Annotated in this window: 14 protein-coding genes; 7 read left to right on the top strand and 7 right to left on the bottom strand. The window is 72.2% G+C overall.

What is annotated here, in order from left to right:
* Positions 1-1,916, top strand: a 1,916-nt coding sequence (locus L0P92_RS34025; protein ID WP_234766908.1) for an FUSC family protein, incomplete at its 5' end; no start/stop codon positions are given.
* A gap of 88 nt (positions 1,917-2,004) precedes the next feature.
* On the opposite strand, the gene L0P92_RS34020 is transcribed toward L0P92_RS34025, so the two are convergent.
* Complete coding sequence (locus L0P92_RS34020) at positions 2,005-3,033, bottom strand: endonuclease/exonuclease/phosphatase family protein (protein ID WP_234766907.1); 1,029 nt, start codon at positions 3,031-3,033, stop codon at positions 2,005-2,007.
* Positions 3,034-3,184: 151 nt separating this feature from the next.
* Here L0P92_RS34020 and L0P92_RS34015 point away from each other — a divergent pair, with 151 nt between their 5' ends.
* From L0P92_RS34015 to L0P92_RS34005, 3 genes are all read left to right on the top strand, one after another.
* Positions 3,185-4,549: an amidohydrolase gene (locus L0P92_RS34015; protein WP_234766906.1), complete on the top strand. Its 1,365-nt coding sequence runs from the start codon at positions 3,185-3,187 to the stop codon at positions 4,547-4,549.
* An 89-nt stretch (positions 4,550-4,638) separates the two neighbouring features.
* Positions 4,639-5,328: a DUF899 domain-containing protein gene (locus L0P92_RS34010; protein ID WP_234766905.1), complete on the top strand. Its 690-nt coding sequence runs from the start codon at positions 4,639-4,641 to the stop codon at positions 5,326-5,328.
* Positions 5,329-5,481: 153 nt separating this feature from the next.
* Positions 5,482-5,667 carry a DUF8839 family protein gene (locus L0P92_RS34005; RefSeq protein ID WP_234766904.1) on the top strand — a complete coding sequence of 62 codons (186 nt, stop codon included), beginning with the start codon at positions 5,482-5,484 and terminating at the stop codon, positions 5,665-5,667.
* A gap of 14 nt (positions 5,668-5,681) precedes the next feature.
* Here L0P92_RS34005 and L0P92_RS34000 read toward each other — a convergent pair whose 3' ends face one another.
* The 3 genes from L0P92_RS34000 to L0P92_RS33990 form a co-directional block, all read right to left on the bottom strand.
* Positions 5,682-7,544 carry an ABC transporter ATP-binding protein gene (locus L0P92_RS34000; protein WP_234766909.1) on the bottom strand — a complete coding sequence of 621 codons (1,863 nt, stop codon included), beginning with the start codon at positions 7,542-7,544 and terminating at the stop codon, positions 5,682-5,684.
* 360 nt (positions 7,545-7,904) lie between these two features.
* On the bottom strand, positions 7,905-8,342 hold the full coding sequence (locus L0P92_RS33995) for a hypothetical protein (RefSeq protein WP_234766903.1): 438 nt from the start codon (positions 8,340-8,342) through the stop codon (positions 7,905-7,907).
* A complete protein-coding gene (locus L0P92_RS33990; protein ID WP_234766902.1) occupies positions 8,333-8,977 on the bottom strand; it encodes an ATP-binding protein in 645 nt (214 codons plus the stop codon). Before L0P92_RS33990 ends, L0P92_RS33995 begins: the two co-directional genes overlap by 10 nt.
* 278 nt (positions 8,978-9,255) lie before the next feature.
* On the opposite strand from L0P92_RS33990, the gene L0P92_RS33985 reads away from it, so the two are divergent.
* From L0P92_RS33985 to L0P92_RS33975, 3 genes are all read left to right on the top strand, one after another.
* Entirely contained in the window at positions 9,256-10,116 is an 861-nt protein-coding gene (locus L0P92_RS33985; RefSeq protein ID WP_234766901.1) for a Sco1979 family transcriptional regulator, read from the top strand.
* Positions 10,117-10,371 (top strand): DUF397 domain-containing protein, encoded by a 255-nt coding sequence (locus L0P92_RS33980; protein WP_234766900.1) that lies wholly within the window; start codon positions 10,117-10,119, stop codon positions 10,369-10,371.
* Between the two features lie 86 nt (positions 10,372-10,457).
* The gene (locus L0P92_RS33975; protein ID WP_234766899.1) at positions 10,458-11,246 is read left to right on the top strand and encodes an SAM-dependent methyltransferase; all 789 of its coding nucleotides are present in this window, start codon (positions 10,458-10,460) and stop codon (positions 11,244-11,246) included.
* Between the two features lie 45 nt (positions 11,247-11,291).
* On the opposite strand, the gene L0P92_RS33970 is transcribed toward L0P92_RS33975, so the two are convergent.
* The 3 genes from L0P92_RS33970 to L0P92_RS33960 form a co-directional block, all read right to left on the bottom strand.
* Positions 11,292-11,993: a fused DSP-PTPase phosphatase/NAD kinase-like protein gene (locus tag L0P92_RS33970; protein WP_234766898.1), complete on the bottom strand. Its 702-nt coding sequence runs from the start codon at positions 11,991-11,993 to the stop codon at positions 11,292-11,294.
* 172 nt (positions 11,994-12,165) lie between these two features.
* Positions 12,166-13,122: a hypothetical protein gene (locus tag L0P92_RS33965; RefSeq protein WP_234766897.1), complete on the bottom strand. Its 957-nt coding sequence runs from the start codon at positions 13,120-13,122 to the stop codon at positions 12,166-12,168.
* Positions 13,119-13,691, bottom strand: a 573-nt coding sequence (locus tag L0P92_RS33960) for a PEP-utilizing enzyme (protein WP_237696402.1), incomplete at its 5' end; no start/stop codon positions are given. The genes L0P92_RS33960 and L0P92_RS33965, both read right to left, overlap by 4 nt.

The raw sequence follows: 13,691 nt of genomic DNA, 5'->3' as shown, positions 1-13,691 counted from the left end.
CCCTCCCGCCCTGGCTCGCCCACGCGCTGCGCGCCCAGCGCGGACCCGTGCCCTGGAACGCGGTCGTCCGAGGAGCCCTGGCCGCCGGACCCCTCCTGCTCGTCGCGGTCCTCGCCGACCGCACCTCCCTCGGCGTGGTGGCCGCCATCGCCGCCATGCTCGCCGGCATCAACGACCGCCCCGGCAGCCGCCGTGCCTCCGTCAAGCGGCTCGGGATGCCCGCGCTGGCCGGCGCTGCCGGGCTGCTTGTCGGCACGTACGCCGGTGACCACCTCGGCGCCGTCCCGCTCACGCTCCTCCTCACGGGCCTCGGGCTCATCGCCGGCGGCATCAGCGCCGTCGGATCGGTCGCCTCGGCCGCCGGTACGCAACTCCTCGTCGCCTCCGCCATCGGGGCCGGGATGCCGCTGCCGGACAGCGGGTGGCAGCGGGCCCTCGTCTATCTCGCCGGTGCCGCCTGGCTGCTCGGGCTGCGGCTGGCCCTGCCCACCCCGGGCTCGCTCGTCGGGGACTTCCGTTTCGACGGGGAGCGCGACGCCGTCGCCGATGTGTACGACGCCGTCGCCGACCTCCTCGACGCCGTCGGCACCCGGGACGCCGTCGCCCGTCGCGTCGCCCTCACCGCCGCCCTCGACCACGCCCAGGACGCCCTCACCGGACCCCGCCTGCGGCGGTACGCCTCCTCGTCCACCGAGCGACGGCTGCACGCGCAGTACGCCGCCGCCCTGCCCCTCGCCGAGGCCGCCACCGCGCTCGCCTGGGCCGGTGAGGACGTCTCCGAGCGGGCCTCCGAAGGGCCGCGCAGGCTCGCCGCCGCCGTACGCGGCAACACGCACACCGGGCCCCTGCCCGCACCCTCCCGTTCGGCACCCGCCCTGCGCGCCCTCGACGACGCCCTGCTGCATGCCGCCGAGGCGTTCGACCGCGGCCGCGGGAACAGCGACCTGCACACCCGGCGCCGTTCGGCCAAGGACCGGGCCCGGGCCGTCTTCGGTGCGGGCGGCCGGGAGTACGGGCTGCGTGTCGCCCTGAGTTTCGGCGCCAGCGCCGCCATCGCCCAGGCCCTGCACCACGCCCAGTGGCACGGGCAGCACGAGCACTGGTACTGGCTCCCCGCCACCGCCGTCTTCCTCGTCAAGCCCGACCTCGGCCCGCTGGTGTCCAGGGTGCTGTGCCGGGCGGCCGGCACCGTGCTGGGAGCCCTGCTCTTCGCCGGGTTCGCGGCCGTACTGCCCCGTCCCGAAGGCCTCATCGCGCTGGTCGCCCTCAGCGGCGCCCTCATCCCCGTCGCCACCCGGCACTTCGCCGCCCAGACGGCCGTCGTGACCGTCCTCGTCCTCGCCCTGGTCATGGTCGGCGGCGAACCGCAGGCCTCCGCGAGCCGCATCGGTGAGACCCTGCTGGCCTGCGCGATCGTGCTGGTCGTGGGCCACCTCCCGATGCCGGGCCAGCGAGGCGGAGGCGTCCGGGCACGCCTCGCCAAGGCCCACCGGGCCGCACACGCCTACCTCGCCCATGTACTGCGCGAGGCGGACGGTGACCACGGCGGCCGGGTACGGGAGGCGCGAGGGTCGGGCGCCGGGCATGACCTCGCCCGTTCCGATGCCCGTGCCGTCCGCTGGAGGCTGCGCCGCGAGGCCTACCGGGCGCTCGCCGAGGCCCGTACCGCCATCGCTCTGGCCGCGGCGGAACTGCCCGCGCTCGCCCGGCACTCGGAAGGGGCCGATGACGTCGTCGCCACACTCGAGCGGCTCGTCGACGCGACCACCGCGTGCGCCGTGCACCTCGACGACTCGGGCCGGCTCACGCCGTGGCACGGCGCCCAGCTCACCGAGTTGCTGGCGGAGCTCGCGGAGGAGCGCGAACGGGTCGGGCTGGACGCGCCCGGGGTCACCGAAGCGCCGGTCGCGGGCTGAGGTCCGGCGGCGGGTACGCGGGTCAGGCGCTCGCACTGCGGGCGAGGTGCTCCACCACCAGGGTCACCGTTCCGGCACCGGCCGCGCCTCAGTCCTCGACCCGCACCCAGACCGGCGCGTGATCCGACCCCGGCTGGCCGCGCCGCTCCCCGGGATCCGCGCCCACCGACGGCAGTTCCGGTGAACCGGTCCCCGGCGCCCCCGTCCCCGCCGCCGTCACCCGGTGGATCAGGCGGTGGCCGCACAGTATGTGGTCGATCAGCTCACGCCGCCCGGAGTTCACACGGGAGAAGCGCTGCTCGACCGGGATCAGCGGGGCCACGTTCCAGAGGCGGTGGGCGTCGCCCTTGTCGGGCTTGCCGAAGCCGGCCGTACCGATCTCCGAGCCCGGCGGACCCAGCAGGATCTGCGTCGTCGCCGCCTGCACCTCGTCGTTCAGGTCACCCAGCACCGCCACGTCACGCTCGCGTCCGTCACCGGCGAGCAGTACGTCCGCCAGCGCGCGCAGGGTCGTCGCCTCGGCGGCCCGACGGTACAGCGCGTAGGCGCCGTAGCGGGCTCGTTCGCCCTCGTCGCGCGGGAAGAAACGGTTTCCCGGATACGACAGCAGCTTCGACTTGAGATGCGCCACGGCCACCCGCAGCACCGGCCCGGCGTCGGAACCGGCAGGGGCACCAGCATCAGCCCCTGCACCGGCACCAGCCCCGGCACCGGCCAGGGCACCGGCACCGATCCGCGTCTCGATCGCCAGGAAACCCCGGCCCGCCTCCGCCGCCGTCCCACCCGCGTCGTCCACCTGCACCGGCCGCAGCCGCGCCGGGAACGCGTGCGTGTCGTGCAGCACCTCCAGCGGCGTACGGCTGAGGAAGCCGACGCGGATGCCCCGGCCGTCCGCGTGCTCGGAGAGCGCGACATGCCAGGTGCCGTCCAGCATCCCGACCAGGTCCCGCAGAGCCTCCGGGTCGCCGACCTCCTGTACGCCGAGCAGCCCCGGGTTCAGCTCGGTGACGACGGCTGCCAGCGCGGCCAGCTTCGTCTCGTACGCGGCCTTGTCCCTGGGGCCGAACTCGCCGCCGGGCCGGTAGAGGTTCTCCAGGTTCCAGGTGCCGAGGAGCATGCCGGGCTCCTTCCAGAAGCCGTGCGCCTTCCGGCCGTCGAGCGGGCCGTGGTGAGGCCAGCGTGCCCGGGGGCAGGCCCGCACGACAGACCCGTGACCGGATGCGCGGTTCACCTCACGCGGGCCGACGACCGCGTCGTACGTTGGCGTGATGACGCCTTCTCCCGCAGAAGCTCCCGCCGACCTCATCATCACTGGCTGCACCGTCCTGCTGCACGACGATCAAGAGCGGATCGGGTTCGAGGAGGACGCCGCGATCGTCGTACGGGGCGGAGTCGTCGAGACCGTCACGACCGCCGACGCGGTACGCGACCGGCCTGCCGTCGAGCGCCTCGAGGCATCGGGCCAGGTGGCCCTCCCCGGCCTCGTCAACTGCCACACCCACGCCCCGATGGTCGCCCTGCGCGGGGTCGCCGAGGACCTGCCCACCGAGGAGTGGTTCAACGACGTCGTGTGGCCGGTCGAGTCCAACCTCACCGCGAAGGACGTGGAGTTGGGCGCGCGGCTCGCCTGTGCCGAGATGATCCGGGGCGGCGTCACCTGCTTCGCCGACCACTACTTCTCGATGGACGCCGTGGCCGCGGTGGTCGAGGAGTGCGGCATCCGGGCCCACCTGGGGGAAGCGTACTTCTCCTCTCAGGGGCCTCAAGGGCGGGAGAAATCAATGGAGTTCGCGCTCCGGCACCGTGACACCGCCGACGGCCGTATCACCACCACCCTCGCCCCGCACGCCCCTTACACCGTCACCGACGCCGACCTGGCCGCCACGGCGGAACTCGCCCGCGAGCACGGCCTCCCCGTCCACCTCCACGCCGCCGAGAACCGCGACCAGGCCGAGACCAGCCTCGCCCGCCACGGCGTCACCCCCATCGAGGTGCTCCGGCGCACCGGGATCCTCGACGTCGACGTCCTCATCGCGCACGGCACGGGCATCCTCGACCGCGACCTGCCACTCCTGCGGGACGCCTCCGGCCGTACGGCCGTCGCCACCGCGCCCCGTGGCTACCTCAAGTTCGCCTGGCCCACCACCACACCCGTCCGCGCCCTGCACGACGTCGGCGTCCCCGTCGGCCTCGCCACGGACGGCGCCGCCTCCAACAACTCCCTCGACGTCTGGGAGTCGATGGCCCTCACCGCCCTCCTCCAGAAGTCGACCACCGGCGACCCCCGCTGGCTGACCTCCCGTCAGGCCCTGCACCACGCCACCCTCCAGAGCGCCCGCGCCCTCGGCCTCGGCGACTCCCTCGGCACCCTCGCCCCCGGCCGCCGCGCCGACATCATCCTCATCGACCTCACCGGCCCCCACACCCAGCCGATCCACGACCTCGCCGCCACCCTGGTCCACAGCGCCCGCTCCTCCGACGTCCGCACCACGATCGTGAACGGCAGGATCCTGATGCGCGACCGTGAGCTGCTGACGATCGATGTGCCCGAGGTGGTGAGGGAACTGGGGGAGCGGATGCCGGCACTCCTGGACCGCAGTCATGGCGGGAGGATCCAGGAGTACGACACCTGAACCTCCGAAAAAACCTCCGTGCCCAGCGATGAGTTCCGCCCCTCCCGCCGGTCACCACCCGGAACGGACCGTTGCGAGGAGGGGTGTTCATGTCGCTTCCGGAGGTTGTGTCGCGTGAGCGGTGGCGTGCGGCTCGGGAGGAACTGCTGGTCAAGGAGAAGGCGGTCACGCGGGCGCGGGACGCGGTGAATGCCGAGCGGCGGAGACTGCCGATGGTCGAGGTCGAGGAGGAGTACGTCTTCGAGGGCGGTGACGGCAAGGCCACCCTGCTCGATCTGTTCGAGGGGCGGCACCAACTGGTCGTCTACCACTTCATGTTCGCGCCCGAATGGGACGCCGGGTGCCGCAGTTGCTCCGGGTTCCTGGACCAGGTCGGGCATCTGGCGCACCTCAAGGCGCGCGGGACGACCCTCGTCGCCGTGTCCAGGGCGCCGTACACGAGGATCCTGCCGTTCAAGGCGCGCATGGGCTGGACGGTGCCCTGGTACTCGTCGTACGGCAGCGACTTCAACCACGACTTCGAGGTGACCCTGGAGCACGACGGCGAGCTGGTGGAACGACCCGGAATCAGCTGCTTCCTGCGGGACCGGGACCGTGTCTTCCACACCTACTCGACGTATGAGCGCGGTCTGGACGGACTGGGCTCGACCACCGGCTTCCTGGACCTGACCGCGCTGGGCCGGCAGGAGGAGTGGGAGGAGCCCAAGGGGCGCGCGTCGACGCTCGGGGCGCCTGCGGGCAGTGAGCGCATCCGCTATCACGACGAGTACGAGAACTGACACGGCGCGTAGCGCTTGATCATCGAGAGTGAGCGGGCGCTCACACATCGCCGTGAACGAGTGTCAACTACGTCTCAGTCCCGTCACCGGGCGAGGCGATTCACCTCCGGCAGGCGTTAACTCCTGCAAGTACGACGCGTAGGGAGGTGCAGGATGGTGAACGGGCGAACCGTGCTCGAACGCTTTCCCGCGGGCGGGCCGCGGGGTTCGTGGCCGGCGGAGGAGTTCGCACACGCGCGACGGATGGAAGGCCTGCCCGCCGAGGTCGTCATGGACCTCGCGACGGACGCGTTCCTGGTGATCGTCCGCGGTGACGCCTCGATCGACGCCGCCGCCTGAGCCCACGTGCAGGATCAGCTCGCCTTCGGCGCCGGCACCCGCGAGGTGAACTGCTCCGCCTGGAGCGAGTACAGCTCCGCGTAGACCCCGCCCGTGGCCAGCAGCTCATCGGGCGTGCCGGACTCCACCAGCCGGCCCTGGTCGAGAACGTGCACCAGATCGGCGTGGCGCACGGACGCCAGCCGGTGCGTGATGAGGACGACCGTCTGCCCGGTGGAGGCCAGAGCGCGGATCTTCTCGAAGACCTCCAGCTCGGCCCGCGCGTCCAGAGCCGCCGTCGGCTCGTCCACGATCAGGATGCGGCCGCGCCGGTACGCCGCCCGGGCGATCCCCAGCCGCTGCCACTGACCGCCCGACAGCTCGTGCCCGCCGCTGAAGTTGCGGGCCAGCAGGGTGTCCAGGCCGCGCGGCAGATCGGCCACCACCTCCTCGGCCCCGGCCTCGCTCAGCGAGGCGGCCAGCCGCTCCTCGGTGAGCGGCGCGGAGGAACGGCCCACGGCGACATTGACCCGGGCGGTGAACGGCCAGCGCTTGAAGTCCTGGGCGACCATCGCGATGCGCTCGGCGAGCTGGTGCCGGTCGGCGGTCGCCGCGTCGACGTCGTCCCAGAGGACGCGGCCCCGGTCCGGGGTGTAGAGCCCCGCCAGCAGCTTCACCAGGGTGGTCTTCCCGGAGCCGTTCTCGCCGACCAGCGCGACGATCCGGCCCAGCGGGAGGGTCAGCGTGACGTCGTCGAGGGCGGGGCGGGTCGATTCCCCGGGGTAGCTGAAGCTGACCTTCTCGAACCGGATCTCCCGCGGTTCCTCGGGCAGCGCGGCCCCGCCCACCGGAATCGCCCGCTCGGCCGCCTCGACGTACAGCCGCTGAAGGTCGCCCACGAAGAGGGCCTCCTCATGGAGCGCGTTGACCTCCAGGACGAGGCTGTCGAGGCTGGACGAGCCGGTGCGGATCGCGATGACGGCCGTACCCGCCACGGAGAGCGCCATCGCCCCGGCCAGCAGCAGCCCGCCCAGCGTGGCGTACGTCGCGACGGTCGCGAGCCCCGTCCACGCCGCCGCGATCAGCCCGGTACGCGCCGCCAGCCGGGCCAGCCGCGCCTGCTCCGCCTCCGCCGTCTCCGACATCGCCCGGTAGTGCCGCAGCAGGAAGGGCCCGACACCGTGGACGCGGATCTCGGGCGCGGCGGCCGGCTCGGTCAGCAGCCCGCTGATCAGATGGCCGGCCCGGGAGTGCTGCACCCAGGTGTGGAAGGACTCGTAGCGGCGCCGGGCGTTGGTCAGCGCGCTCCAGGCGCTGGGCAGCGTCATGGTCGCGAGGAGAGGCAGCAGAGCGGGATGCAGCACGGTGAGCACACCCGCCGCGGCGATCAGCGAGATGGCCGCGTTCACGACCCGCGTGCTGTACGAGATCATGCGCCGGGCGGACCCGGCCCCGTACTGCGCGGTGTCCAGCAGCTTGTGAAAGGCGTGGTCCTCGATCGCGGCCAGCTCCACCGCGGCCGCCCGCTCCAGATACAGCTCGGTCGCCACCCGCTCCACCTTGGGCTCCAGCCGCCCCGTGGCATACGTGGACGCGGCCCGCAGCAACGTCGAGACCACCATCACCCCGGCCATCGCCACCAGCGCGGGAACGGCACCCCGTAACCGCTCCTCCAGCGCCCCGCCCCCGATCAGCCGCCCCAGCACACTGTTCACGGCGAGCAGCCCCACCGCCTGCCCCAGCCCCCGCCCCACCTCGGCCACCAGCACCGTCCGCGCCGCTCGCCGGTCGGCCTGCCAGGCCAGCCGGAAACTCGACGCCAACAAGGACGGCAACCGCGTCACCATGGCCCGGAAACTCAGCTCCAGAAAAGCGTCCCGATGCTGATTCCACCCCATGTCGTACCGCAGCGGCCCCCCGAACAACAGCCGCTCCGACTCGGAAACCCCGGCCTCACCACCACCACGCGTCTTCCCCACCCCACACCCTCTCCCGACCGCCCACACGACGGAGGGCCACTATGGCGGGATGGCGGTTGCGAGGGGAGGGCGCGGGTGCCGCCGACAGATGCGCGCGGGCGTACGCGGCGGCGGGGGTCTGGGGGGCGCAGCCCCCCAGAAGGGGCGCGGGGAACGGCGCGCCCAGCCCCCACGCACCCGCACCCGAAGACAAAACCCGGGGTCGAAGGGGCGAAGCCCCTTCAAGGGATGGGACGGGTAGGGGCGGCGGGGGCGAGAAAAACCGCTACCGGCGAAGCCCTACGCCGAGATCTGCCGCGACCAGGACGGCGTAACCCCCATCACCCGGCACAACGCCAGATACAGCGGAATCGGCGGCGTATAAGGCACAGCGCCCTCCGGCCGATGAATCAACCGAGGCGTCTCCACCACCACAGCCCCCGTCGAGTACCGCACGGCCCCCGGCCACTCCAACGCGTAATCGGAGTCCGACGGCACGATCCACCACCAGTGCGCCTCATCGGCGTACACACACCCCACCCGAGGCAACCGAGGCATGATCAGCGGCCCGAACCGCGCCGGCACCGCCACCGCGTCAAACCCCAGCGGCGCCGTCATCCCCTCCGGAACGGCCAACCGCCGAGGCGCGCTGGAGACGCCGGGCAGAGCACGGCGAAGGCGGACCAACGTGTCCAGGCTCAGCACCTGACCGCCGCCGGACGCGCCGCTCACAGCCATGCGGACCCCGTTCCCCTGCCGTACCGCGCCTGCGTCTCGTCCTCGTCACCCGAACCCCCGGCCGACCCCGGCTTCGGCCGGGACCCCCACCCGAGGTCGTTGTACGGCCCGGTGCAGGCGTCGGCACCGGAAGTGCAGGAGAACCCGGCGGCGCGGGCCAGATCGGCCCAGACCACAAGACCGGACCCCTGCTCATGGGCTCCCCACGCATGGCAGAGCGCGTCGATGAGGAGCAGCCCCCTGCCGTGCTCGTCCTCGGGCCGCGCGGCCAGCGGGTGCGGTTCACCCGGCGCGCACCCTTCGTCGCGTACGGCTATTCGCACCAGATCGGCGCCGTCACGCAGCTCGCACACGATGTGCTCGCTCGCGGTGTGCACGATCGCGTTGGTGACCAGCTCGGACACGACCAGAGCCGCCGTGTCGCAGGTGTCCTCGCACACCGCCCAGCCGTTCAGCCGCGCCTTGGTCAGGCGTCTGGCCTGCGCGGGCGAACCCGGATGCGCGGCCAGTTCGAAGCGGAACCGGCGCTCGGCGGCGGCGCCCCGCTGGGGCCCGACGGCCGGGGCGGCACCGAGGCCGTGGGGGGCCGCGGCGGCGTCTGTTCCTAAGGGCGGGGACGGAATCACGCTTGCCACTATCGCCCCGCCGTGAACACTTGGCAAGTGTCACTCTGAAAATTGCAGAGTGCTGTGTGACTCTCTGGAAGGCCGTGGCACACTGCTGGCAACAGCATGTCGAACGGCGCCAGTTGGGATCACCGAGGCTCGGCCGGGCTCTGCCGAGGTCCTCGAATAGGTCTTCGAATGGCGCCGTCGGCCTGTCAGGATTCAGCCAGCCTGTCAGGATTCAGGCTGTCAGGATTCAGCCGGCTGTCAGGTTCAGTCGATGGGATTTCGTCTCGTGGAGGTGGAGCGTGAGCGAGCCGCGGTCCGCGCCTACGGTCGGCCAGGTCGTCCTCGGTCGGCGCCTGCTCGACCTGCGTGAACGTGCCGGGCTCAAGCGCGAGGAGGCCGCCCGCGTCCTGCGCGTCGCCCCCGCCACGGTCCGCCGTATGGAGATGGCCGAGGTCGGGCTGAAGATCCCGTACCTCCAGCTGCTCCTGAAGGCCTACGGCATCTCCGACGAGGAGGCCGACGCCTTCGTGCAGCTGGCCGAGGAGGCCAACAAACCCGGCTGGTGGCAGCGGTTCCACGACATCCTGCCCGGCTGGTTCTCGATGTACGTCAGCCTGGAGGGCGCCGCCAGCCTGATCCGGTCCTACGACCCCCACTTCGTGCCCGGTCTGCTCCAGACCGAGGAGTACGCGCGCGGAGTGCTGAGATCGGGCGCCATCGGCCAGACCAGCCCCGACGACATCGAGGGCCATGTCGCCCTGCGCATGCAACGCCAGCAGTTGCTCACCCGGGAGGACGCACCCCGGCTGTGGGTCGTGATGGACGAGACCGTACTGCGCCGCCAGGTGGGCGGCCCGGAGGTGATGCGTGCCCAGATCGACCGGCTGCTCGAGGCCACGAAGCTGCCCAACGTGACGTTGCAGGTGGCCCCGTTCGCGAACGGGCCGCACCCCGGCACGTACGGGCCCTTCGTGCTGTTCCGATTTGCCATGTCAGAACTGCCGGACATGGTCTACAGCGAGTACCTGACCGGCGCCGTCTACCTCGACGCGCGCACCGAGGTGGCCACCCACCTTGAGGTCATGGACCGCATGGCGGCGCAGGCCGCTACGGCACATCGCACGAAGGGGATCCTCCGGGATCTCCGCAAGGAGCTGTGAATGGATCGCATCAAGCCGCGCATACGCGTCTACAACGGCATGCCCGCGCGGGACTTGGGCAGCGAAGGCTGGCACAAGCCGTGGAGCGGCGGCAACGGAGGCAACTGCCTGGAGGCGATGAAGCTCGCCGACGGCCGGATCGCCGTCCGTCAGTCGACCGACCCGGACGGACCGGCGCTGATCTACACCCCGGACGAGATGACGGCGTTCATCGAGGGCGCCAAGGCGGGGGAGGCGGACTTCCTTCTCTCCTGAGCCGCTTGGCCATTTTCCTGAACCGCATCACAACTACCTTGACTTGGTGCTTAGTTGATAATCCATTGCGTGTTACGGAGTGCCTCATGACTGCGATCGACACCAGCAAGCCGCATCCCGCGCGGATGTACGACTGGTATCTCGGCGGCAAGGACAACTACCCCGTCGACGAGGCCATGGGACAGCAGATGCTCACCCTCGACCCGCGCGTCCCGGTGATGGCGCGGGTCAACCGCGCGTTCATGCACCGCGCCACCCGCTGGCTCGCCAAGAACGGCGTACGCCAGTTCCTGGACATCGGCACCGGGATCCCGACCGAGCCGAACCTGCATCAGATCGCCCAGGGGATCGCCCCCGACGCGCGCGTCGTCTACTGCGACAACGACCCCATCGTGCTGGCCCACGCGGCCGCCCTGCTGCGTGGCACGGACGAGGGCGTCACCGAGTATCTGCAGGCCGACGTGCGTGATCCGGACGCCATCCTCGAAGGCGCCCGGAAGATCCTGGACCTGAGCCGTCCGGTGGCCCTCTCCCTCGTCGCGCTGCTGCACTTCGTCTCCGACGAGGACGGCGCGCACGAACTGGTCCGCCGGCTGCTGTCCGAACTCCCCTCGGGCAGCTACCTGGTGGTGTCCCACGCGACCGCCGACTTCACTCCCGAGGAGTCGAAGGCGGCGACCGAGAAGCTGAAGGCGGCCGGTGTCACGCTGGCCCTGCGCTCCCGCGAGGAGTTCACCCGCTTCTTCGACGGCCTCGAACTCGTCGAGCCCGGCGTCGAGGTGCCGCACCACTGGCACCCCGAGCTGGGGGAGCCGGTACCCGGGCAGGACGACGGGGTCATTCCCGGGTACGGGGCGGTGGGGCGCAAGCCCTAGGCGTGTTCGCTGGGGGTGCCTGCCGGCCGTCCTTGCTGTACGTGCCTACAGGTACGACATCATGCGCCGCGGAGCGTCCACCAGGCGGCTGATGACCACCACCGGCAGCGGAGGCTGCTCCGCCTTGGCCGGGCTGAGGTTCAGCCCGTAGTAGATCTGCTCGATCGACGGCGGTCCGACCGCGAGGTTGCGCCGGACCGCCTGCGACGGCGACTCCTCGCCGGTCTTCACGAGGTAGGCGGCGACCATCGCGCCCGTACGGCCGACGCCCGCGCCGCAGTGCACGAACACCGGGCCGGAGGCCGAGGAGACGGTGCGCAGGAAGTTCTGCACCTGCTGCGGCGACGGCGTCTGTCCGTCGCGGATCGGCATGCGTACGGCCTTCAGCCCGGCCTCGCCCGGTTCGGCCAGCTCGGTCGCGCTCAGGTTCTCGGCGCGCAGGTCGACCACGGTGGTGATGCCCATGCTCGCCAGCGCCCGGTAACCGGCGGGGGAGGGGGCGGAGCCGCGCCACAGGCGGCCGTCGCCGTCCACCGGCTGGAAGTGGTTCACGCCCTGGACGGAGCGGGTGCCGACGGGGGCCGGGGTCTCCTGGCGGGCCAGGTACGACAGGCCGAGGATGCTGCCTGCGCCCGCGGCCCACAGAACGAGGTAGCCGATCAGGATGCCCAGGAGAATCCGCGGGGCGCGCTGGGAGAGCGGGCGGCGGAGGGCAGGGCGGGGCAGAGTTGCGGTGAGAACAGCCATGAGCGACCCGGGGGACTAGGGGACGAGGGCGCAGTTGGCAGAGTACCCCTGGGTCTGTGATCAATAGGTGCTTTGTCCGTTTTATGCGATGTATCTCACGTTCGCCGCATTTCACGTTCGCCGCATCTCACGCCCCCGCTCGGTCGCCCGCTGTGGACACGCTCGGGGTTGCTCAGTCGTCGTCCGCGTCCGCGTCGCCCACGGCGACCACCGTGAGGTGGGCCCGCTCCAGGGTCGCGTCCTCCAGGCAGCCGCGCAGCCGCATCAGGTCGTGCTCGGTGAGCGCGGGCCGTACGACCCCGGCGAACATGCCGTCGCCCAGATCGCCCAGGGCCACGTGGCGCAGCGGAATGGCCGTGGAGTCCCGGCAGGCCGCCCAGATCTGCTGGGCGGCGAGCGTGCGCCGCGCGGCCGACAGGTCCGTGCCCCGCAGATCGACCTGGACGACCACGGAGGTCGCCTCACTGTCGTTGGCCTCCTCCCCCCGGGTCTGGGTGAGGTCGGCGAGCCCCACGATCAGCGCGCCGAGCAGGGCGGCGCAGAGGGCGGCGACGGTGGTCCGGCGTGCGGTACGGCCCCGAGAGGTCCCGGCGCCCAGCGGGGGCAGGTCGTCCAGGTCGTCCGGGGCGGCCGGATCGGCTGGATCGGTCGAGGGGGCAGAGGTGGACGCCGGGTCGGGTGCGGCGAGGACGGCCAGCCGCCCGGCCAGGCGCCGCTCGGCGGGTCTGCCCGTGGCCGTCGCGATCTTCTGCACCACCCAGGCGAGCCCGGACAGCGCCACCCCGGCGACCATCAGCACCGGCACGAAGACGTACGACCGCTCCGCAGGGTCCTCCAGCCAGCGGAACCGTGTCTCCTCGCGCGCCGCGGCCGGCTCCCGCAGCCGCGTCAGCACGTCCTCCGTGCGGGCGTCCAGCTCCCGTTGTCGCCGGTCGGTGTCGCGCAGCCGCTCCTCGATCCGGTTCAGCCGCCCCAGCGTCACCAGGCCGAACAGCATCACCTCGACGACCAGCAGCAACACCCCGCAGATCATCGCCCGCTGCCACTGCCACCGATAGAGATAGACGATCAGATAGGTGCCCGCGCCGGTGGCGACCAGCGCTCCGAAGACGTACGCGATCCTTCTCATGACGCGTCCCCCAGTCGTACGTCACCGGCGGTCCCGTCGACGGTGAGCCGGGAGCCCGGCGGGAAGCGGCGTACCGCGTCCGAGGCGCCGACGACCGTGGGGAGGCCGAACTCCCTTGCCAGGACGGCCAGATGGGACAACGGACTGCCGGTCTGGGCGACCAGACCGGTGAGGCCGGGCAGCAGCGGGGCGAGCGCGGGGTCCAGGGTGCGCACGACCAGCACGGCGTCCGCCGGCCGGGGCCCCGTCCCGTCCCACACGGTGCCGACGGCGCGGCCGGCGGACACGCCCCGCAGGCCCTCGCCCCGGCCGCCCTCGCGGTCGGCGACGACCTGACCGTCCGCGAGCCGGAACGCGTCCGGCAGTGGGGGCGACTCGGCTCGCGGCACGCGTGCGTGCAGGTCGCCCGGCACGGCCCCGCCGCCCAGCACGGCGACCAGCTCCGACCACCGCAACAGCCCGACGCGCTCGCCCGGGATCCCCAGCCGCCGCGCCACCTCGCGCACGAGCCGCACCTGCAGCTCCTGCACCCAGCGGATGCGGAGGCGGAGGGCTTCGCGGGGTGGGAG

Source organism: Streptomyces muensis, assembly GCF_021474425.1.
Classification (GTDB): domain Bacteria; phylum Actinomycetota; class Actinomycetes; order Streptomycetales; family Streptomycetaceae; genus Streptomyces; species Streptomyces muensis.
The sequence above is the reverse complement of the archived record's forward strand: the minus strand, read 5'-3'. Positions and strand labels throughout refer to the sequence as shown.